This is a genomic window from Crenothrix sp. (assembly GCF_043729335.1).
Taxonomy (GTDB): domain Bacteria; phylum Pseudomonadota; class Gammaproteobacteria; order Methylococcales; family Methylomonadaceae; genus Crenothrix.
Genome location: NZ_JAYTLQ010000026.1, coordinates 139,736 through 160,719, shown reverse-complemented (window position 1 = coordinate 160,719; position 20,984 = coordinate 139,736). Strand labels below are relative to the sequence as shown.

The following is a 20,984-nucleotide window of genomic DNA, read 5'->3' as shown; positions in this document are numbered from 1 at the left end:
CATGAAAATTCTGATCTTTGAGTATATCACCGGTGGTGGTTTTAATAAGCAAGAATTGCCCGATGCTTTAACGCGTGAAGGCTGTTTGATGCTACAAGCCTTGCTTGATAACTTTACTTCACTCACAGACATTGATTTGCTGGTGATGCTAGATCATCGTCTAGTGGATACAGTGGAGACCCAGCATTATGAAACGGCCGTTATTAATGCCTCACAGCATAGCTATGATGAATTTGTGCGCCTTATCCCGCACTGCGATGCCGTATGGCCAATAGCCCCGGAATTTGATGGTATTTTGCAAGGCCTTTGCGAAGCCGTTGAAGCAAGCGGAAAACGACTATTAAGCTCCCCAAGCACTGTAGTAAAAGCAACAGCCAATAAATACCACACTTATCAGCATTTACAAAAATACGCCATTGCCACCGTACCTACCTGCCTACTCGCAGCCGAGGAAACGCTGACGCACGATATACCAGCCATTACCGCCTCCCATTACCCCACCGACACCAGCGAATGGATCATTAAATCCATAGACGGCGTAGGCTGTATCGATAGTTGGATAATCTCGGACTTACAAGACATTGCCGCCATAACCAACAAAGAAAACTACATCATCCAGCCGCATTTGCACGGCAAAAAAACCAGCTTATCTTGTCTGTTTAAAAATGGCCTGGTCTGGATTATAAGTATTAATGAACAACAATTTCGCATTATGGATAAACGCTATCATTTATCGGCAATTATTGTGAATAAAAACCCGGATATCGATCGCTACCAATATTTAGTAGATGATATTGCCTATGCGTTTCCTGACCTATGGGGCTACGTGGGTATCGATTTAATTGAAACACCCGTACAAACTTGGGTATTGGAGATTAACCCCCGCTTAACCACCGCCTTCGTAGGTATAGAAGTGGCTTTGGGCATCAATATTGCCGATACTGTCTTGCAATTACTGACAGGCTCGCCAACCCTAAAACCGCAACATAACAAGCCAGTAACCGTAACTATTCCGCAAGAGATCCGTGCAAGCTAACCTTGTCGGCTGGGATATTGGTGGTGCGCACCTTAAAGCGGCAGCGCTTAATCAAGCCGGTGAAATTATCGCCATTTTTCAGCAACCCTGCCCGTTATGGAAAGGCCTTGAACACTTGCAGCAAGCGGTTAACGCGGTTATGCAAGCCTTGGATAGCCTACCCATAAGTCAGCACGCCATCACCATGACCGGTGAACTGGTAGATTTGTTTACCGATAGAGATGACGGCGTTAAACAAATTATCAACGCCATGAGCACACTCTTAGCAGGCACACAGATCAGCGTTTTTGCGGGGCAATCAGGGCTTGTGCCTACCGAGCACATTGGCATTCAACATTATGCAGCGATTGCTTCTGCAAACTGGCTGGCCAGCGCCTTGTTTGCGGCGCAACATGTTAATAACGGCTTATTTGTTGATATAGGCACCACCACCACCGATATTTTACTACTCAACGACAAACAGGTGCTGGCACAAGGCTATAGTGACTACCAGCGACTGATTTCTAAGGAGCTTATTTACACCGGCATTATCAGAACCGCAGTCATGGCAGTGGCGCGCACAGTCGAGGATGAAGGCCATAGCGTAGGGTTAATGGCGGAATATTTCGCAACCATGGCCGATGTCTACCGCCTTACCGGCGAACTGAACGAACGCCACGACCAAACTGACACTGCCGATGGCGCGGAAAAAACACCCCTAGCCAGTGCCAAACGACTGGCTCGCATGATAGGCTGTGATGCTAGCAGCAACACCCTACCCCGCTGGCAACGTTTGGCTAAAGACATACGCAGGCAACAATTGGAACACATTCAGCAAGGCTGCCAAGCACAGCTACAGCGCCACTCTGGTAGCATACCTATTACCTTTATTGGTGCGGGTGTAGGACGTTTTTTAGTTAAAGAGATGGCTATCGAGCTAGGCCATGCTTACCTGGATTTTTCAAGCTTACTTCCATCAATTATGCCCCAGCCTGATCTCAGTGCTGCGGATTGCGCGCCTGCCGTTGCAGTGGCTTACCTACAAAGACAAACATCTCAATAAGGCATCTGTTTACTGCACTCTAATACCATTACCCTGTATTTTAAAAGCTTCAGTGATGATTTGATAGGCTGACACGCCTAGCCTTTAACATACGGTACTAATCCTTTACCCAAGCTAGGGTTTAGATTATTATTAACAGAGTTATCATTTATTTTAATAAACTTACAGGTACTTGAATATGGCAAATAATTTTTTGGGAAAACTTCGTGGCTTGGTTAGTAGCGCATGGTCTGAAGCGGATGTTCAGCCAACCCATAACCCTCCAGCACAAGCACCCGCTCAAGATGCTAGCAGTATTTCTAGCGTAGAAAGATACTTGGCAAAACAGGCGGCAGCGCAAGCGGTGTCTGAACCAAAAGCACTGACGGGTGTTGAGAAATATTTGGCCAAACATGTGTGTGCTACGCAAACAGCTGAAGCAGCTAAAGCACCCTTAACCAGCGTTGAAAAATACTTGGCCAAACAAGCTGGCGCATCAAAAACTCAAGCTACAAAACCTGCTGCACCTTTAAGCAAAGTTGATAAATACTTGGCCGGCCAGTCATCTAGCCCAGCAAAAGCTGCGACAACCGCACCCGCAAAAAAGGCTGAAGCGCCTGCAAAAAGCGCCCCAGCAGCGAAAAAAAAAACTGAAGTAGCGGAAAAAGCGGCAGTTGTTGCTCCTAAAGAAACCGTAAAAAAAGACACGCCTGTCGCAACCAAAAAAGAACCGGCGGCTAAAAAAGCTGCGGGCGTAACTGATTTATCAGTTGGCGCGAACCAATGTCAAGCCGGCACCACTAAAGGAACGCAATGCCGCAACACCTTACGTCTTAATCAATTACAACTTGACGTTAACGGCAAAACCTATTTATTTGCTGCCTGCAATCAGCACAATAATGATGCTTTTAAGCCTTTCCAGCCCGTTTAAAAAAAATAGATTTATTGGGTAGCATAGGCTTTACGTCTTGGGAATTTTTCCTTTTTACAACGCGCATATCCTCCTAACAATCTAATTTAACTATAATGACTCATTTTAATTTATTAGAGTGAGTCATGAAAAAATGGGTATGCTTAGCGTTTGGGCTATTGGGGTTAATATCCCGAACGGGCATCGCTGCGACGGAACAAACTCCGGTTGACCTTGGTGAGGTGGAGGTCGTGGGCATTACGCCCATACCCGGCAGTTTTATTTCCGCAGAAAAAATACCCGCCAATACTCAAACAATCTCTTCTAAACAATTGCAAAAAGCGCAAACCATCTCCCTAGCCGATTATATGAATCGGTATTTAGGCAGCGTGCATGTTAACGAAGCCCAGAATAACCCCCTGCAACCCGATATTTCATATCGGGGCTTTGTGGCATCCCCGCTTATGGGATTGCCCCAAGGCTTATCCACTTACGTCAATGGCGTCAGATTCAACGAACCCTTTGGTGATACCGTTAATTGGGATTTAATTCCGCAAGGCGCAATTGATACGATGGCCTTGTTTCCAGGCTCCAATCCCGTATACGGTTTAAATACTTTAGGTGGCGCTATTTCAATCAGGACTAAAACCGGTTTTTCAGCACCTGGCCATCAGCTTGAAGTTTATGGCGGTTCTTGGGACAGGCATTCAGAAGAATTAACCAGTGGCTGGAATAATGGCACCTGGGGTTATTTTTTGGATGTCCATAATTTTGCTGAAAATGGCTGGCGCAACTTTTCACCTTCAACTGCCAAACAAATTTTAGGTACATTAAGCTGGCAAAATGACAAGGGTAATTTAGACCTGACTGTAGCCGCCAATGACAATGATTTGCGCGGCAATGGACCAGCGCCCGTGCAGTTATTAGCCCAAAATAGAAAAGCGATATTCACCCAATACGACCAAACCATTACCCGCATGTTCTTTTCTGAACTAGCGGGCAGCTATGCTTTATCCGATAATATTGAGCTTAGTGGCAATGCCTATTTCCGCCAAAATCGTGTCCACACCTTTAACGGTGATAACAGTGATTACAGTGAATGCCCAGAACAGCCTGGCTTTATCTGTGATGATGATAACAATCGCCTTCAGGATGCTAACGGTAATGATATAGCGTCCAAAAATCTGGTGACAGGCAACCCTCCTGGTATCATTGGTGCGACTAACAATACTAGCGCCACCCAAATGCGTAGCCAAGGCGGTACGTTACAAACGGTATTTAATCAGGCTTTATTCGGCCACGAAAATACCTTAACAGTAGGCAGTAATTATGATTTTTCCAACGTACATTATGGCGCTGATACTGAACTTGGCACATTAACAAAAACACGCGGAACAACACAAAATGGCATTTTTGTTGACGAATCCAAAGTACGCTTGCACACCAACACATCAACCGTTGGCGTGTATCTGACTGACAGTTTTTCCATTACCGATAAACTCACTGCCACTATCGGCGGACGCTACAACTACAGTCATATCAGTATGGCCGACAAATACATTAGTCAATATAGTGGCGACCCCAAAAAAAACCTGAACGGCTCGCATACCTTTGAAAGGCTCAATCCTTCGGCTGGCTTAACTTACCAAGTGTTGAAAAACCTGGGCGTGTACGGCAGTTACAGCGAATCAACCCGTATGCCAACGCCTATGGAACTCAGTTGTGCCGATCCTGAAGATATGTGCAAACTGCCGAATGCCTTTCTGTCTGACCCACCTTTAGATCAAGTAGTTGCCAAAACCTGGGAAGCGGGTATCAGAGGCGATTTAAATCGTTTTATACCCAACCAAGGCGATTTAAAATGGAATCTGGGCTTTTTTCATACCATTAACCACAACGATATTATTTTTCGCCACGATGCCAGCAGAAGTAATATTTTAAGCGAAGGCTATTTCGATAACGTCGGGAAAGCTCGTCGTTATGGTATCGAAACAGGTGCAACAGCCAACATGCCTCAATTGTTCACTGCGATCGACTGGCATTTTTCTAGTAACTACACCTATCTCAATGCCCGATTCCAAGATGGTTTTGACAACCCAAATCCACTCGATCCTGAAAAGAATACCCCAGTTAACTCTGGCGACAGAATTCCAGGCATACCTGAACATATCTTTAAAGCTTCAATCGGAGTAGATTTATGGAAAAAACTGTCATTGGGAATTAACGGTACTTACAGTGGCGGCCGCGTGTTCAGGGGGGATGAGTCGAATATAACACCCAAATTAGGTGGATATCTATTATTTAACGCCACGGCAGAATATAAGCTCAACAAACATTTTGCACTGTTTGGCAAACTAGACAATATATTCGATACGCATTACAACAGTTTTGGCGTTTATGGCCAAGCGCAAGCAGTATTAGGTTCTGCTTACAATGATGGCCGTTTTGTATCGCCTGGCGCACCTAGAGCGGGCTGGATAGGGATAAGATTGAATATCTAAACTGACAGCACTCACTGTCCGGTTCGTACTGAGCCTGCCGAAGCACGAACCACTTACAGCGTTTTCATATAGGGTTAATAATGTTAATTTTTACAGTGGAGTACAAACCTAGGTTTGCACTCCATCGAATATAACTAACCGTTACTGAAAATGCTGTAACTGCAAAAACTTCAGGCAATAAAAAGCCCGCATAAAGCGGGCACTCTGAGTTTTGTTATTTTTATTATTTAGCTATCAACACCAATGGTTGAAAGCCTACTCAAAAAGTTTTTTTATCTATTTATTATTATTAATAGCCTCACGACTACTTCCTCCCCCTCTTTAAACCAGCTTTTCAACCGGCTTAGCTCCTAAAAGCTGAGGCTATTGTACATCTAAAAAACACTATGTCTATTGAATGATAATTAATTTTATTAAAAAAATTTATTTTTTCTAAAAAAGTTAAATATTACCAGTAACTTGACTTTTCTTAAATTTAGGCTTCATCCGAAAAATTCGGCAAAAACTGCCATTAGTTGTCATTTTTTATAGAAAGTTCATTAATAAAAATATTTATTTCATCGTTATTTTTAAACCAGCACTGCAAAAAAATACTCTATCGCAATATTTCCCCATCATTTGTGCCGCTTTGCCGGACAAATCCACAAACTGACGAGCCAGTGCGTTATCAGGAATCACCCCAAAACCTACCTCATTATGCACCATCACCACATCACAAGATAAGCTTAGCACCGCCTCAAGTTCAAATAGAATGTCCGCTTCTGCTATTTGATGATACAGCATGTTATTTAGCCACATCGATATACATTCCACCAACACAGGTCGAGTACAAAATTGCAGTGCCTCCAGTAACTTTATCGGCTCTTCAAGGGTAACAAAAGCATCTTGGCGACGTTGCTGATGAATATGAATACGCGCTTGCATTTCCTCATCAATAAACTCAGTAGTCGCCAAATAATAAGGCTTGCCCTGTTTTTTAGAATTTGGGTACTGATCTAAAATATACGCCTCAGCCAAACGCGATTTACCACTTTTTACTCCACCGATAAATAACGTTTTCATCTTAATCCTCTTGTACAGCACGTAATATGGCTTCTATATCGAGATTATCAGCGACCATATCGGCAAAACCTTGTATCTGCACCTCGCGATACTGCGGATAATCATAACCCTGGTAGTGTCTATTAATTGATAACCACGCCAATTAAATTACGGCGCATTACCGGATCCATTAATTCCAGCGTACCGTAAATGGAAGCAAACACACCGCCGCGCTCAATGTCAGCTACCAAAATATTTTTAGTGCCAAATGTCTTGGCGATAAACGTGTTGGACAAATCTTTGTCTATCAGATTCAGCTCAACCGGTGAACCCGCGCCCTCTGCGATTACCAGCTCGTAATCTTGCTGCAAACGGGTAAATGCCCGTTGTACTTCTTGTTGCAAGGTTTCAATCTCATCATAGTAAGTCGCCACTGATTGGTTTTGATACACCAAGCCATTCACAATCACTTGCACTGCTGCCATAGGATTTTAGCAACACAGGATTAAACCAGTAACTGGGTTCTACTCTGGCCGCTTCCGCCTGAAAATACTGCGCCCTGGATATTTCCCGTCCTTCTTTACTTACCGCCGAATTATTGGATACGTTTTGTGCTTTAAACGGGGCGACTTTAATGCCACGGTCGGCAAAAATACGGCATAACGCCATTGTAACTGTGGTTTTTCCGGCATCGGAACTGGTTCCGAAAATGGCGAGTGATTTCATTTATGGCTAACTGGCCTTTAAGGATTGGGAGTGGGGACTATTTTTTCAGCCACAATATAACGGAATTATGCAGTAAAGCCTAAACAGCAAACAAAGCTTTATTGCTTTAAAGTCTCGCTGAGACAAATTTTGTCTAGTGCAGACAAAAAATGTCGTGGATTTTTTAAATAAAGCCCCCAAAACAACTTTACCACTCAGCATAAGCAATTGAATTTAAATTAAAAATAAATAACGGCACGTATTCTGCTTCATACCTCATATAAGGCTAATCATTACCACACCAACGAATTGTTATGGCGGTTTTCATTAGCTTTCAAGCCTATCAATTCTTTTAGCTTAGGGGTATACCATGAAATACATTAATGTCTTAGCCGCGTCACTTGGTTTTGCGCTTATTTACAGCCATTCAAATTCACTCTCCGCAGCAGAAACCATACCGCAAGAAATTATAGATTTTGCTGATCAAAACGGCTTAGTGCTGGGAAAAGTTGCTCCCCGTATACAAAATAAATATTCATTAGCGGAAAAAACAATCAATCTGTCGGGCAAACTGTCAATATCGGGCAGGGTATCTTACCTAGGGCATAACGTCCCTTTTTCTGCACCGGGACTTAACAGTGGAATTTGGCGGACAACCTATATCTTTGGTCAAAAGAAAGCCAATGGAACCATACCGTTTAAGCTGAATCATCCAGAAGGCACGTTTGATGGCATCATGACACCCATTAAACCCGATACCTACAGCTTAAAAATGACTGATGCACAAGGGTCGCTGTTATCAGGGCTTGCTGCAGCGGGACAGAAAAGTGGGACTAGCCTTTGGAAAAATACCAAATACAGCTATACAGCCGTGATGACCCAAAAAATAGTTAAAGGCGTAGCTACTCGATACTTTGAAGTAAAGGAATTAGCCAGCTTTAACTTTAATCTTGTTGCTTTATACGGCGCAAGTGCAAATTACACTTATTCTTACGACTGGAAAGGTGCAGTTAAGTAGTCAACATTAAACTGTAATATATTAAAAGCCCCATCACTACCACGATAACAGGACGATGCGCACTTAAACGCCTGTTATCGTTTTTTTGAAAAACCACTCCCTAGATAAGAATCATTTGTTGCGTCAAGCTTACTGGTCACCGTATTGTCTTTAGCAATTTCATAACCTAAAACGCTACCCAAAACACCACTGGTTACACTTTCGTGCACAGGCGAGCGTTGATATTGCGGAAGTAACGGGTAATAATCACGCGGTTGCTGATAACGCTTGCGATAACTATGACGGCCAGAGTGTTTGCCATCATGATTGTAAGCTTCACCAACTGTACTGCACAACAGCGCAATGGCCGTGAGTGAAATTAAAAATAGTCTTTTGTTCATAAACATTATATTTCCTTAGTGTGTCATTTTTAGGTCACCAAAATCTAAATTCATCGATTGAAAGCCTTACGTTGATAATATTCCATACAAGCTGAATACAAACTTAACAAACGCAGTTAATTACCTCTTCCATGTTTACCTGAATGTACACAATAGCCGTACACTCCTCTTTTTCGATTTTACCTATTGATAATTTTAGTTAATATTCAGAATAATTCTGCCCTACCGCTTATAATTACGCCAATTTCTAGTAAAAAATCATATCTACCTCACATAAATGGAAAATTTCATCCCCGGCCAACGCTGGATTAGCAACACCGAATCTGAACTTGGATTAGGCCTTATTCTGGAAGTCAGCTTCAAGCGCGTTACTGTACTGTATCTGGCCAGCAACGAACAACGGCTGTATGCCATAGACAATGCGCCATTATCACGGGTACGCTTTTCAGTAGGCGATACTATTGAGTCTACAGATGAAGAAAAATTCATTATTTCTAGCGTAGTAGAGCAAGATGGCTTAATTACCTACCTTGGCAAAGATGCTTATGGCGTAGACATTCAGCTCGACGAAATTGAATTAAATCATCATATTCAATTTAATAAACCACAAGATCGGTTATTTACCGGCCAAATCGACCCTAATAGCTGGTTTTTACTGCGTTACGACACCTGGCGCAGGCTGCAAAAACACCAACAATCCCCTGTAAAAGGCTTGCTGGGTGGTAGAACATCGCTTATTGCACACCAATTGTTTATCGCACATGAAGCTGCTAATCGCGCCGCGCCACGTCTGATGCTTGCTGATGAAGTAGGATTGGGTAAAACCATTGAAGCGGGGTTAATTTTGCACCATCGGCTCATACACGGCCTAAGTCAGCGTGTATTGATTATCGTTCCGGAAAGCTTGCTACATCAGTGGCTGGTAGAAATGCTCAGACGCTTTAATCTACGCTTTAGCGTGTTTGATGAAGCGCGCTGTCTTGAAGAGCTTGGCGATAATAACATATTAGCGGGCACACAAACAGATGAAGATAATGAATACAGCGCCGATAATCCGTTTACAAACGCGCAGTTAATTCTTGCCAGTCAGGAGTTTTTCGCCGCCTACCCAAAACGCCAGCGCCAAGCTATTTTGGCAGGCTGGGATATGGTAATTGTCGACGAAGCCCATCATCTGCAATGGAGTCCACAATTCGCCAGCCCAGAATATGAATTTGTTGAGCATCTGGGACTGATCTCGCCTAGCTTGATTTTATTGACCGCCACGCCGGAACAACTGGGTAAAGAAAGCCATTTTGCAAGACTGCGTTTGCTAGATTCAGATCGTTTTTACGATTTTAACGCCTTCCTCGAAGAGGAAAAACGCTTTGAACCGGTGGCCAAAGCCACGCAATTTTTGCTCGCCGATGAACCCCTCAACAATGACAGCAAACAATTGTTAGCTGAGTTACTGAAAGATGACAATGTCACCGGGCTGTTAAAAAATCTAGATGATCCGGAAAAATCAGCCGATGCCCGTGCTACGTTAGTGAACATCTTGCTCGACCACCATGGTACTGGTCGCATATTATTTAGAAATTCCCGGCAAACCGTGCAAGGATTCCCCGAACGCGAGCGATATGGTTACTCTTTGCGCGGCGAAAAAAACACCGAGGATCTACAACAAGACCCGTATTATCAATGGCTAGTTGAGCACGTTAAACAACTGGCGGGCGAAAAAATCTTACTGATTTGCAAACACGCGCAAACGGTTATTGATCTGGAGCAAACCTTACGAAATCGTGCCGGCATCGCTTCTGCGGTGTTCCATGAAGGCATGACGATTATCGAACGTGACCGTGCCGCCGCCTATTTCGCTGACCCTGCCAGCGCAGCCCGCATATTAATCTGTTCAGAAATCGGTAGTGAAGGCCGCAACTTTCAGTTTGTGCAGCATTTAGTGCTACTGGATTTGCCCACTAACCCTGATTTGCTGCAACAGCGCATCGGGCGTCTGGATCGTATTGGCCAAAAACATGTTATCCAGATTCACATCCCTTATTTGCAAAACACCGAACAGGCTGTTCTGTATCGCTGGTATGACGAAGGCTTGGACTCATTTCGCCACAATAGCACGGCGGCACAAGCGGTGGCAGATGTTCTGCGTGATGAGTTGTTAACGGTAATCCACAGCGACGATCTTTTTGAAATCAACGCTTTCATCGATAAAACCCGCGCTTTGCACGCTCAAATAGAAGAGCAGTTACATCAGGGGCGTGATCCTTTATTGGAATTAAATTCCTGCCGTAAGGATGTCGCTGACAATCTAATTGATCAGCTGAGAGCTTATGATCATGAAGGCGCACTGTGGCCGTATATGGAAGAGTTATTTGAATGTTACGGCGTTGACACCGAATACCATTCACCGGATTGCTTCATAATTCGCCCTAGCGATCATTTACGCGTCGCGCATTTTCCAGAACTTTCTGAAGATGGCATGACGGTAACCGACAACCGTGCCTGTGCGTTGGCACGCGAAGAATTACAGTTTATCACCTGGGAACATCCATTGGTCACAGCCTCAATGGAACTGGTGCTATCCAGCGAAACCGGTAACGCGACCATCAGTGTCGTCAGAGATCCACAGCTTAAAGCCGGACAATTTTTACTGGAATGCTTGTTTATAGTCGAGTGTAGTGCGCCTGCCGAATTACAAATCGGTCGCTTTTTACCGCATACGCCCATTCGGGTATTAATTGATCAAACCCAGAAAAACCTTAGCGCCACTTTTAGTCATGACAGTTTACGAGACACCGGCACACATTTCGATAAATCACAGATTGTTGCTTTCCTCAATAAACAACGTGCTTTAATCAGTGCCATTTTAAATGTTGCTGAACAGCACGCGAGAACGGATATGCAAAGTGTTATTAGCGAAGCGACCAATACCATGCTGGCATCACTGAGTGCTGAAATTAAACGCTTAGTGAGACTACAAAAAGTAAACCCGTCTATTAAAACTGAAGAAATTGAACAGCTCAAAGATATGACCATGCTGGCCCATGAGCATATTCAAGCGGCACAACTGCGACTGGATGCAGTGCGCTTTATTATTACTAGCTGATAAGTAAAATAGAACAGGAATTGAAGGTAATCGCTCAGCCTCTTTTAAAAAGAGAGGCTAGTACTCAGTCAATAATGATTTGTCGGCCAATTTTTTAAAAAACCGTTCGTGGTGAGCTTGTCGAACCATGAACAACAAAACCCTTCGACAAGCTCAAGGCGGACGGATGTCCCGTAAAGTAGTCCCTCAAACCAAGGCGTTTAACCAGAAAAGTCAGTGGTATTAAGGTACAATAGCAATACAGGTCATGGAATTATACACAGAAAAATTAATATTCAACTTTGGCTTGACTTTTGCATTATTACTCTGATAACAAAAAACATAAGTCATTGATTTTATATTAAATCCAAAGCTGCATCGTTTTTATACAATGTAACAAAACTGTAATAAAATCACCTAGTAGAGCGCCATTAAAACGAGTAATCCACAGAGTTATCCACATAAATTGTGCATAACTTCATACCACCTGAATAATAAAAGCCTAGGTGATTTATCCACAAAAACCTAACCCGAACCCTACTCAAAACCGGTCATGACCATCACCGCAGACATTATTGGCTACATCGCCGCTAGCCTAACCACGGCATCATTTTTGCCACAGGCCATTTTAACCCTTAAAACCCGAGACACTTCCTCGCTATCTTTTAGCATGTACAGCTTGTTTACCCTGGGCGTGTTATTTTGGTTAATCTACGGCCTTTATCTGTCAAATAACGCCATTATTTGCGCAAATGCGATTACCTTAGTGCTATCAGCATCAATACTTTTTTGCAAAATTTATAATATGATCCGCAAAAAAGAATAATGTGTGCTGCTCAACTGCCTCTATCATAAAACTTATCACTCGGAACCGAATACATGTCCCATAAAATTACCCTGACCCAATTTCTGATTGAACAACAACGCGGCTTGCCAGATGCTTCTGGTACTTTCACCTTGCTGCTAAACAACATTGTTACTGCTTGCAAAAAAATATCACACCTGGTTAATCGGGGAGAATTGATTGGCGTATTGGGCAGCGCCGAATCAGAGAATGTGCAAGGTGAAATCCAAAAGAAACTCGATATTATCACCAATGACATTATGGTGAATGAACTAAACTGGACTGGCCACTTAGCGGGCATGGCTTCAGAAGAAATTGATGAACCCATTAAAATTCCGGAACAATATCCTAAAGGCAAATATTTAGTTCTGTTTGATCCGCTGGATGGCTCGTCAAATATTGATGTTAACCTGGCAGTGGGGACTATTTTTTCAATTTTACGTTGCCGCGAAGGCATTCATCCGGAAGTGCAGGATTTTTTGCAAAAAGGCGCCGAACAGGTATGCTCCGGTTTTGTATTGTATGGCCCCTCAACGATGATGGTGCTCACTACCGGACATGGCGTAAATGCTTTCACGCTTGACCAAGACATCGGTGAATTCATACTCACCCATTGCAATATGCGCATCCCTGAAGACACCAGCGAATTTGCCATTAACATGTCCAACCAACGCTTCTGGGAACCGCCGGTACAACGTTATATAGACGACTGCGTACGCGGTATCGATGGCAACATTGAGAAGAATTACAACATGCGCTGGATTGCCTCTTTAGTGGCAGATGTTTACCGTATTTTGACGCGTGGCGGGGTATTTTTGTATCCTCTAGATTGCAAAAACCCCAACAAACCCGCCAAATTACGGTTAATGTATGAAGCCAACCCGATGGCATTTATTATTGAACAAGCGGGAGGACTGTGCTCTACCGGTCGTGAACGCATTATGGAGATCAAACCTGAAAGCATACATCAGCGTGTGCCGGTTATTCTCGGTTCTAAACACGAAGTTGAACGTATAATGCAATATCATCAACAAGGTTAGATGTTGGCAACATGCCAAAAAGATATCTTTCTAATCCACTGATTGCAATACCGCAGGCTCACCGGACAACACATGCTTACCGAATCTTTAGAAAACCCCACCTCATTTGAAGACCTGCAACTGCTAGTGCCCTTACTGCAAGCGGTTAGTAAATTAGGTTATGAAAAACCCACGCCCGTGCAACTTGAAGCCATACCACCTGCGCTTAAACAACTTGATTTGTTGGTCAGCGCTGAAACCGGTAGTGGCAAAACAGCGGCATTCTTGCTACCTACCTTACAGCATTTACTCAACGTACCGCCATCAAGACGTGGCGCACGTGTATTGATACTGACTCCTACCCGCGAGCTAGCGCAGCAAATTTTGCAAAACTGCCAGCAGCTGGCGGAATTTACCAACTTAACGGCGGGCTTAATTACCGGTGGTGATGACTTCAAACGCCAGCAAAACCTGTTCAGAAAAAACACCGACATCGTCATTGCTACGCCGGGTAGATTGCTGGAACTAATGGCTTTGGATACGCCCTATTTAAGCAGCGTAGAAGTATTGATTCTTGACGAAGCCGACCGTATGTTGGACATGGGCTTCCGAGAAGATGTACTTAACATTGTTAAACATTGCAGTAATGAGGAAAGGCAGACCTTGCTGTTCTCGGCTACATTAACGCATTTCGGCGTTATTAAAATCGCCGACCAAGTGTTAAAAAATCCCAAGACGGTAGCGCTTAATACTTTGCATGATGGCCACAGCAATATTGAGCAACAGGTTATCCTGGCCGATCACAACGAGCATAAGCAAAAATTGCTGGCGTGGCTACTGCAAAACCAGCCTTACGACAAAGCCTTGATTTTTACCAACAGCCGCATTCAAGCGGTTGAGCTGGGTAATTATCTACAACAACACGATTGCCGCGTAGCCTCATTACACGGTGAAATGGAACAAAAAGAACGTAACCGGGTGATGGGTTTATTTCGTAGCGGCAGCGTTAATGTGATGACCGCTACTGATTTGGCTGCGCGTGGTTTGGATATTAGCGGCATTAATCTGGTGGTTAATTTTGATGTGCCGCGCAACGGCATTAATTATATTCACCGCATAGGCCGCAGTGGTCGTGCCGATGAACAAGGCGTGGCGATTTCTTTGGTAAAACATACCGAATGGAACCTGATGGCCAGTATTGAGCGCTTCTTAAAACAAAATTTCACAAGGCGAACGGTTGAAGGCTTAATAGGCAGTTATAAAGGCCCGAAGAAAGTCAAAGGTTCAGGCAAAGCGGCTGGGAGCAAAGAAAAGATCGAGCCTAAAAAAGAACCTGCAAAAAAGGTAAAAATACGCGACCGCGATAAGAAAAATATTGGTAAGCGCCGTGTGCCGACGATTAAAGCCGTTGAAGAGTCGTAGTTTTTGCATAAAAAAGCCCCGATAACATAAGTTATCGGGGCTTTAAAAAACTAAAAACTTAGAGATAAAGCTTAAGGCATAGGCTTTTTACTGATCAACACTTTACCATCAATGATTAACTCAGTAATGCCGCCTACAATAGTACGTACTGTGCAGCTAGCTGTTTTAAAGCCACCTTTGCCTGCATTTTCACCCACCCACTTCAGCGTGAGATACGACTCTTTATCGCTCTCTGTTTCTGACGTAAAATACACCTGCTCTTTGGTAGCCTCCTTAATAGCTGCCGGGCATTTTTGGCTTGCCAGCGTATGTAGTGCCGCATAACCTGTCACCTGTGCCGCACCTTCTTTTTGTTCACTCGTTGCCGTATCCATTTTGCTCAGCCCCACCATCGCAAAGCCTATAACAAAAACAGCGATAATCGCGAAGGCCAGTTTACTTGTTTCCGATGTTTTTTCTTCAGACATATCAATCCTCTCTCATTGTTATCATCAATCCTCTTTCGAGGTAAATTTGTACGGCTTTATGCGGGCTGTTAACCTCAGCATCATTTTGATTCTGACCCGCCTAAAACTCAATGCCCTGCTCTGCTTTAATACCTTGCTCATAAGCATGCTTTACCTTAGTCATTTCGGTCACTGTGTTGGCAATGGCGATGACTTCTGGCGCAGCATTACGGCCTGTTAAAATCAAATGCAACCATTCGGGCTTATCATTGGCAATAAAATCCGCAATCTCCTGGCCTGAAATCCAGTTATAGCCGCAGCAGTAATTAATCTCATCCAGCAAGACAACATCAAATTCATCGGAAAGTATTTTTTGCTTGCTGAACTCCCATATTTCCCGACTGGTCTTGATGTCTTGCTCAGGATTTTTAGTATCCCAGGTAAAGCCATCACCCAAAGCATGCCATTCAATATTATCAAAACGCTCTGCGGCTTTTTGTTCGCCGGTTTGCCATTGGCCTTTAATATACTGAATAACACACACCTTCATCCCCCAACCTGCGGCACGAAATACCATGCCTAGGGCACTGGATGACTTGCCTTTGCCTTCTCCGGTATTAACCACGACCAGCCCTTTACGTCGCTCTCTGGATTTCATAAATTACCCTTCATGAATTGCGAAACACCGTATCAAGATGTATCAACAAAACGTCAAATCGGCCATTCTACCGCATCTCACGCCCGTATTCATGGTAAAGTTATAACACTTATTACCACGCCACAAATTGATTATGATCAACAAAAGTACATTATTCTCTGATGCCAAACAAGTTATCCCCGGTGGGGTAAATTCACCGGTCAGATCATTTAGCGGTGTTGGCGGCACACCGGTTTTTATCGATCATGCCCTAGGGGCATATATCTACGACAGCTCTGGAAAATCTTATATTGATTATGTAGGCTCCTGGGGGCCTATGATTTTGGGTCATGCACACCCCGAGGTTATTGCTGCCGTTAAAACTGCTGCCGACAAAGGCCTTAGCTTTGGCGCACCCACTGAGATTGAAACAGTAATGGCACAACGCATTTGCGAAATTTTGCCATCCATTGATCTAGTCCGCATGGTCAGCTCCGGTACAGAAGCCACCATGAGCGCCATCCGCTTAGCCAGAGGTTATACCAGTCGCGATAAAATCGTTAAATTTGAAGGCTGTTACCATGGCCATTCTGATTCATTATTAGTCAAAGCAGGTTCTGGCGCGTTAACCTTAGGCGTACCCAGCTCGCCAGGCGTAACCGCAGCTGTTGCTGAAAACACTATTACTCTGCCTTATAACGATAGCGAAGCGGTTAAAACCCTGTTCAGCAAGATGGGCGAACAGATTGCCGCTATTATCGTGGAACCCGTAGCAGGCAATATGAACTGTATTTTACCGCTACCGGGCTTTCTTGAGACTCTACGCCAAGTCTGCGACCAATACAACAGCGTACTGATTTTTGACGAGGTAATGACTGGCTTTAGGGTGGCGTTAAATGGCGCACAAGGCTTGTATAACATCACGCCAGATTTAACGACATTAGGGAAAATCATTGGTGGCGGCATGCCTGTGGGTGCGTTTGGTGGCAGACAGCATATTATGGAACAACTGGCACCGCTAGGGCCGGTGTATCAAGCTGGTACATTATCCGGCAATCCGGTAGCGATGGCTGCTGGCTTAAAAACGCTGGAATTACTGGCGCAACCGGATTTTTATCCCACACTGGCCGCAAAAACCAAAACCCTGACCGAAGGTTTAAAATCACGCGCTAAACAAGCGGGTATTGCTTTTACTACCACACAAGTAGGCGGTATGTTTGGTTTGTTTTTTAGTAAAGAAGATAATATGACCCGCTTTGCACAGGTGATGCAATGTGATCAAGCCCTATTCAAACGCTTTTTTCATGCCATGCTGGAAGAAGGTGTTTATTTTGCACCGTCTGCTTTTGAAGCAGGCTTTATGTCTATGGCACACAGTGATGCCGATTTGGAAAAAACGTTGGACAGTGCTGAACGGGTGTTCAATAGCTTATAAATCATATTGAAGGGGGAGATTTTAATTCAATCTCTCCCCCAAAAAATGAATTCTAAAAATTAATCATCTACTGATTTTGAGACATCGAAAGATCAGTACCTGCATGGCCACCATTAGCAGATTCACAGTGAAACTCAAGAGAATAATTCTCTATACCTTTAACTATCGAGGCAGACTTATTGACTAAAATGGTGTAGTCACCTGCACCTTTTGCCAAACTAACTGCTGGGCTATATTTAGCATCACCATCTATTGCATCAATACTCGGTATGGTGGCTAAACCACCTTTAATCACTTGTGTACTGATTATCGGCGCTAATTTTGAGGCGTTATCTTTAACATGTACAGTAATCCGGCTAGGAACACCTGCGCCACTACCATCATCATTGCAATTAACCGTCCAAACATCAGTTGCCGCAGTTCCGCTAGTGCTTTTACCCAGAGTACCCGGTTGAGTGTGTGCCGAGACAAGCCCTGGCACAACGATTAACAACAGAGCACATAGTTTTTTTCTATATAAAATTTTCAAAATTCACCTCTTTAGCATTAAGTCACTGACCGAAAATATTGGGATTCTATTTTTATGGCAACCCTATATTAATTGGAGTAATTATTTGCTTTGTAAAAAACCCAGGAAGTACATCCTCGACTTCCTGGAATGGCAAGAACATACATTGATAGTGCCAAAAGATTCAGCTTTGCCGCAACACTGCCAAAATTTTTATTTAAAATCAGAAATTTGAAGCGCCTTTTGTAAATGGCTGGGTATTAGCTCCCGACAAATAAGTATCAAAATCTATACCCAAAGGTTCTACGGTAACATCGACTGGCGTACCTTTACACTTGGCAACATCAGCTGCACTGTTATTAATAGTTAACGTTGTCCAGTAAGCGGGGCTTGCAGGCGCAGTAGCTGTAGCCGCTGTAGGGTGCTGCAGCAGGTTTGGATCGTTATACAACTTACTACCCCCCTCAATGTCGCCAAACCACCAATCAGCACGGTTATTATCACCATTACCTGCAGGCAGTTTAGTGTAGTGTTGTGCACCTGGCACATTCCGTTGTATACCTTTGTTGTCAATGCCATTCACTCTGGGTATTACTTCACCAAAAGCATCTTTAGGTTGTAAATAAGGCCCCTGCTTATCATTAGTGGCATTCTTTTGCACATCACACCAGTTAATAATACCAATCCGTACCTTTAAACTTTTTACGCAGTTATCTACAATCGTAGGTGCGGTTATTTTAAAAGGCGTTACCGTACTTAATTTAGGTTCCATAGCACCTTTTTTCCAATGTAAGGCATGCACGTTACCATTTTTATCGACGATTTCCTGGGTAACGCGAAAAGCCGAACTCAAACCCGCTAAACCGGCAACACCTAATTTAAGGGTTGTTCCACCTTCAATGACTTTGCCACCATCGCCACCGATTGTTTTCTTACCATTTCTTTGCCACACCACATTATCCATCATAGGAAATACAGCTGATTGCCCTAATACTGGATAAGGCTCCTGAAATGCAGTGCTTTCACCGGCAGCACAGCCGTGGCCAAGGGTAAAACCGTTATAACTCGCCTTTCCTTCCTCGGCGTGGTCTCTAACGCCCGTATGTGCGTAAGCTTGGCTTGCAAACAAGCTTACCAATGAACAAAGTGCCAATTTTTTAAATTTTAAACAAGTCATGAATTTTCCTTATTATTAGGGGTTTTAAAATTATGTATGCAAGTGACTTAGCCACATCTAATGCAGTGCACTAACCATGCCATGTTTAATGTATTTGCCTAACCCATTTTTTAACTGGAAAAAATTATAACCATTTGAATAAAATGAAAATAAAATTTTTTAAGGGCAATAACTTATTGTGCGACTGGCCTAAAAAATAGAAAAAAGCCATTATTGTGGGGTGCTTTTAAAAGGAGATAGGCGATATGACGTGTTTTTTTGTTTTTTTAAACAAAAAAACAATTATTAATTAGATAGTTATAAAAAACAGGTGAAATGACACATGTGTAGTGTGTTAAATAACACAGTTTAATTAAAAGATTGATTAACCCTAAGTACTTCCTGGGTAAACTGAAACCCGGATTAAAGACCTAAGACGATCGGTGGAAATAATAAGCCCACGATCCCATCGTGGAATTAATGTAGAGACGCAAGATTTTGCGTCTCTACTCGGTAAATTCTGCGTCGGAAATTACCTAACCTAAAACAAGTAATCCCCTCTTTAATCCCCGTCCCTCAAACATTAGAAGTTTAAACTACCTCGGGTAAAGGGTTTTGTATTAGCGCCAGTCAAATAAGCATCAAAATCTGCACCTGAAGGCTCAACAGTCACATTCACCAGCTTGCCTTTACATTTAGCCACATCAGCGGCACTGTTACTTATCGTCATTGTTGTCCAAAAGGCCGGGCTAGCCACTGTTGTTGTGCTAGCAACAGAGGCTTGTTGCAGCAAATCGACATCGTTATATAGCTTACTGCCACCATCAAGTGCCGGAAACCACCAATCGGCACGATTATTATCGCCATTACCCAGGGGCAGCTTAGTATAAAATTTTGCACCCGGTACATTGCGCTGTATACCGCCATTGTCAAAACCCGTTACTCTAGGTATCGCATCACCAAAAGCATCTTTAGGTTGCAAATACGGCCCGTTTTTATCAGTAGCGGCGTTTTGATTGACATCGCACCAATTAATCACGCCAATACGCACTATTAAACTTTTTACGCAGTTATCAGCAATAAGGGGTGCGGTTATTTTAAAGGGTGTAACGGTATTTAATTTAGGTTCCAACCCGCCTTTTTTCCAATGCAAAGCATGCACATTACCTAACTTATCGACGATTTCTTCTGTAACGCGAAAAGCCGAACTCAACCCCGCTAAACCGGTAACACCTAATTTGAGTGTTGTTCCCGCATCAATGGTTTTTGCTCCATCGGTGCCGATTATTTTTTTGCCATTTTTTCGCCACACTGCGCTATCCATCATTGGAAATATCGCTGATTGGCCCAGCACCGGATAAGGTTCCTGATACGGACTACCTTCGCTAGCAGAGTTGCAACCGTGGGTAATAACGAAGCCGTTATAACTCGCTTTACCTTCGACAACTGCGTCTCTAACAATGGTATGGGCGTAAGCGTGGCCTACAAACAAACTTACCAATGAACACAGTGCCAGTTTTTTAAATTTTAAATAGATCATGAACCCTCCTCAGGACGTTTTTTTATTAAGATTTTTTAAAAATATTATTTTATGCAAGTGAGATTACTCCCTTGTTAATCTATAAGGCATTGCTTATTTCTCATCTTGGCTAATTTAACCTTCAGCTAACCATTTAAATATTGAATAAATACTCGGCCATTTTAAATATTCATTTTTCTGATACGTTCATATTGGCTTACAGTAATTCTTAATTTTTTGTAAGCATTCACTTTCCCTTTGAAAAGGGGAGAGTTTACGGGCAGTGGAGGGAGGTTTTTCTAAT

Annotated in this window: 20 protein-coding genes; 10 read left to right on the top strand and 10 right to left on the bottom strand. The window is 43.3% G+C overall.

Annotated features, from left to right (window positions below; genetic code table 11):
• Position 1: 1 nt before the first annotated feature.
• From ACHZC4_RS06545 to ACHZC4_RS06530, 4 genes are all read left to right on the top strand, one after another.
• Positions 2–1,036 (top strand): ATP-grasp domain-containing protein, encoded by a 1,035-nt coding sequence (locus tag ACHZC4_RS06545; protein WP_394753021.1) that lies wholly within the window; start codon positions 2–4, stop codon positions 1,034–1,036.
• Positions 1,026–2,078, top strand: a complete 1,053-nt coding sequence (locus ACHZC4_RS06540) for a hydantoinase/oxoprolinase family protein (protein WP_394753020.1) — start codon at positions 1,026–1,028, stop codon at positions 2,076–2,078. Before ACHZC4_RS06545 ends, ACHZC4_RS06540 begins: the two co-directional genes overlap by 11 nt.
• A gap of 178 nt (positions 2,079–2,256) precedes the next feature.
• Positions 2,257–2,988: a hypothetical protein gene (locus ACHZC4_RS06535; RefSeq protein ID WP_394753019.1), complete on the top strand. Its 732-nt coding sequence runs from the start codon at positions 2,257–2,259 to the stop codon at positions 2,986–2,988.
• A 125-nt stretch (positions 2,989–3,113) separates the two neighbouring features.
• Positions 3,114–5,468, top strand: coding sequence for a TonB-dependent receptor (locus tag ACHZC4_RS06530; protein WP_394753018.1), 2,355 nt, complete (start codon positions 3,114–3,116; stop codon positions 5,466–5,468).
• 552 nt (positions 5,469–6,020) lie between these two features.
• Here ACHZC4_RS06530 and ACHZC4_RS06525 read toward each other — a convergent pair.
• The 4 genes from ACHZC4_RS06525 to ACHZC4_RS06510 are packed head-to-tail and all read right to left on the bottom strand — an operon-like array spanning position 6,021 to position 7,235.
• Positions 6,021–6,530, bottom strand: coding sequence for a bifunctional adenosylcobinamide kinase/adenosylcobinamide-phosphate guanylyltransferase (locus ACHZC4_RS06525; protein ID WP_394753017.1), 510 nt, complete (start codon positions 6,528–6,530; stop codon positions 6,021–6,023).
• A gap of 1 nt (position 6,531) precedes the next feature.
• The gene (locus ACHZC4_RS06520; RefSeq protein ID WP_394753016.1) at positions 6,532–6,672 is read right to left on the bottom strand and encodes a hypothetical protein; all 141 of its coding nucleotides are present in this window, start codon (positions 6,670–6,672) and stop codon (positions 6,532–6,534) included.
• Positions 6,653–6,994, bottom strand: a complete 342-nt coding sequence (locus ACHZC4_RS06515; RefSeq protein WP_394753015.1) for a hypothetical protein — start codon at positions 6,992–6,994, stop codon at positions 6,653–6,655. The genes ACHZC4_RS06520 and ACHZC4_RS06515 overlap by 20 nt, the downstream gene beginning before the upstream one ends.
• On the bottom strand, positions 6,927–7,235 hold the full coding sequence (locus ACHZC4_RS06510; protein ID WP_394753014.1) for a hypothetical protein: 309 nt from the start codon (positions 7,233–7,235) through the stop codon (positions 6,927–6,929). The genes ACHZC4_RS06515 and ACHZC4_RS06510 overlap by 68 nt, the downstream gene beginning before the upstream one ends.
• Before the next feature lie 349 nt (positions 7,236–7,584).
• Between ACHZC4_RS06510 and ACHZC4_RS06505 the strand changes: the two genes are divergently transcribed.
• A complete protein-coding gene (locus ACHZC4_RS06505) occupies positions 7,585–8,232 on the top strand; it encodes a hypothetical protein (protein ID WP_394753013.1) in 648 nt (215 codons plus the stop codon).
• Between the two features lie 74 nt (positions 8,233–8,306).
• Here the strand turns inward: ACHZC4_RS06505 and ACHZC4_RS06500 are convergent, their stop codons facing one another.
• Positions 8,307–8,612, bottom strand: coding sequence for a hypothetical protein (locus tag ACHZC4_RS06500; RefSeq protein WP_394753012.1), 306 nt, complete (start codon positions 8,610–8,612; stop codon positions 8,307–8,309).
• Between the two features lie 277 nt (positions 8,613–8,889).
• On the opposite strand from ACHZC4_RS06500, the gene rapA reads away from it, so the two are divergent.
• From rapA to ACHZC4_RS06480, 4 genes are all read left to right on the top strand, one after another.
• Positions 8,890–11,715 (top strand): RNA polymerase-associated protein RapA, encoded by a 2,826-nt coding sequence (gene rapA / locus ACHZC4_RS06495; protein ID WP_394753011.1) that lies wholly within the window; start codon positions 8,890–8,892, stop codon positions 11,713–11,715.
• 532 nt (positions 11,716–12,247) lie between these two features.
• A complete protein-coding gene (locus ACHZC4_RS06490; protein WP_394753010.1) occupies positions 12,248–12,520 on the top strand; it encodes a SemiSWEET transporter in 273 nt (90 codons plus the stop codon).
• A gap of 53 nt (positions 12,521–12,573) precedes the next feature.
• The gene (locus ACHZC4_RS06485; protein ID WP_394753009.1) at positions 12,574–13,578 is read left to right on the top strand and encodes a class 1 fructose-bisphosphatase; all 1,005 of its coding nucleotides are present in this window, start codon (positions 12,574–12,576) and stop codon (positions 13,576–13,578) included.
• Positions 13,579–13,650: 72 nt separating this feature from the next.
• Positions 13,651–14,979: a DEAD/DEAH box helicase gene (locus ACHZC4_RS06480; protein WP_394753008.1), complete on the top strand. Its 1,329-nt coding sequence runs from the start codon at positions 13,651–13,653 to the stop codon at positions 14,977–14,979.
• Between the two features lie 71 nt (positions 14,980–15,050).
• Here ACHZC4_RS06480 and ACHZC4_RS06475 read toward each other — a convergent pair whose 3' ends face one another.
• Both ACHZC4_RS06475 and cobO read right to left on the bottom strand, forming a co-directional pair.
• Positions 15,051–15,446 carry a hypothetical protein gene (locus ACHZC4_RS06475; RefSeq protein ID WP_394753007.1) on the bottom strand — a complete coding sequence of 132 codons (396 nt, stop codon included), beginning with the start codon at positions 15,444–15,446 and terminating at the stop codon, positions 15,051–15,053.
• Positions 15,447–15,546: 100 nt separating this feature from the next.
• Complete coding sequence (gene cobO, locus ACHZC4_RS06470) at positions 15,547–16,083, bottom strand: cob(I)yrinic acid a,c-diamide adenosyltransferase (RefSeq protein WP_394753006.1); 537 nt, start codon at positions 16,081–16,083, stop codon at positions 15,547–15,549.
• 133 nt (positions 16,084–16,216) lie between these two features.
• Here cobO and hemL point away from each other — a divergent pair, with 133 nt between their 5' ends.
• Entirely contained in the window at positions 16,217–17,497 is a 1,281-nt protein-coding gene (gene hemL, locus ACHZC4_RS06465) for a glutamate-1-semialdehyde 2,1-aminomutase (protein WP_394753005.1), read from the top strand.
• A gap of 67 nt (positions 17,498–17,564) precedes the next feature.
• Here hemL and ACHZC4_RS06460 read toward each other — a convergent pair whose 3' ends face one another.
• From ACHZC4_RS06460 to ACHZC4_RS06450, 3 genes are all read right to left on the bottom strand, one after another.
• Positions 17,565–18,026: a hypothetical protein gene (locus ACHZC4_RS06460; protein WP_394753004.1), complete on the bottom strand. Its 462-nt coding sequence runs from the start codon at positions 18,024–18,026 to the stop codon at positions 17,565–17,567.
• A gap of 202 nt (positions 18,027–18,228) precedes the next feature.
• Positions 18,229–19,182, bottom strand: a complete 954-nt coding sequence (locus ACHZC4_RS06455; RefSeq protein ID WP_394753003.1) for a hypothetical protein — start codon at positions 19,180–19,182, stop codon at positions 18,229–18,231.
• A 562-nt stretch (positions 19,183–19,744) separates the two neighbouring features.
• On the bottom strand, positions 19,745–20,701 hold the full coding sequence (locus ACHZC4_RS06450; protein ID WP_394753002.1) for a hypothetical protein: 957 nt from the start codon (positions 20,699–20,701) through the stop codon (positions 19,745–19,747).
• Positions 20,702–20,984 lie beyond the last annotated feature (283 nt).

Bases quoted from the DNA above. Each gene is read 5' to 3' on its own strand.
- rapA (WP_394753011.1), top strand. From the start codon at position 8,890: ATGGAAAATTTCATCCCCGGCCAACGCTGGATTAGCAACACCGAATCT.
- ACHZC4_RS06545 (WP_394753021.1), top strand. From the start codon at position 2: ATGAAAATTCTGATCTTTGAGTATATCACCGGTGGTGGTTTTAATAAG.
- hemL (WP_394753005.1), top strand. From the start codon at position 16,217: ATGATCAACAAAAGTACATTATTCTCTGATGCCAAACAAGTTATCCCC.
- ACHZC4_RS06475 (WP_394753007.1), bottom strand. From the start codon at position 15,446: ATGTCTGAAGAAAAAACATCGGAAACAAGTAAACTGGCCTTCGCGATT.
- ACHZC4_RS06480 (WP_394753008.1), top strand. From the start codon at position 13,651: ATGCTTACCGAATCTTTAGAAAACCCCACCTCATTTGAAGACCTGCAA.
- ACHZC4_RS06485 (WP_394753009.1), top strand. From the start codon at position 12,574: ATGTCCCATAAAATTACCCTGACCCAATTTCTGATTGAACAACAACGC.
- ACHZC4_RS06500 (WP_394753012.1), bottom strand. From the start codon at position 8,612: ATGAACAAAAGACTATTTTTAATTTCACTCACGGCCATTGCGCTGTTG.
- cobO (WP_394753006.1), bottom strand. From the start codon at position 16,083: ATGAAATCCAGAGAGCGACGTAAAGGGCTGGTCGTGGTTAATACCGGA.
- ACHZC4_RS06515 (WP_394753015.1), bottom strand. From the start codon at position 6,994: ATGGCAGCAGTGCAAGTGATTGTGAATGGCTTGGTGTATCAAAACCAA.
- ACHZC4_RS06530 (WP_394753018.1), top strand. From the start codon at position 3,114: ATGAAAAAATGGGTATGCTTAGCGTTTGGGCTATTGGGGTTAATATCC.
- ACHZC4_RS06525 (WP_394753017.1), bottom strand. From the start codon at position 6,530: ATGAAAACGTTATTTATCGGTGGAGTAAAAAGTGGTAAATCGCGTTTG.
- ACHZC4_RS06490 (WP_394753010.1), top strand. From the start codon at position 12,248: ATGACCATCACCGCAGACATTATTGGCTACATCGCCGCTAGCCTAACC.
- ACHZC4_RS06535 (WP_394753019.1), top strand. From the start codon at position 2,257: ATGGCAAATAATTTTTTGGGAAAACTTCGTGGCTTGGTTAGTAGCGCA.
- ACHZC4_RS06450 (WP_394753002.1), bottom strand. From the start codon at position 20,701: ATGATCTATTTAAAATTTAAAAAACTGGCACTGTGTTCATTGGTAAGT.
- ACHZC4_RS06455 (WP_394753003.1), bottom strand. From the start codon at position 19,182: ATGACTTGTTTAAAATTTAAAAAATTGGCACTTTGTTCATTGGTAAGC.
- ACHZC4_RS06505 (WP_394753013.1), top strand. From the start codon at position 7,585: ATGAAATACATTAATGTCTTAGCCGCGTCACTTGGTTTTGCGCTTATT.
- ACHZC4_RS06510 (WP_394753014.1), bottom strand. From the start codon at position 7,235: ATGAAATCACTCGCCATTTTCGGAACCAGTTCCGATGCCGGAAAAACC.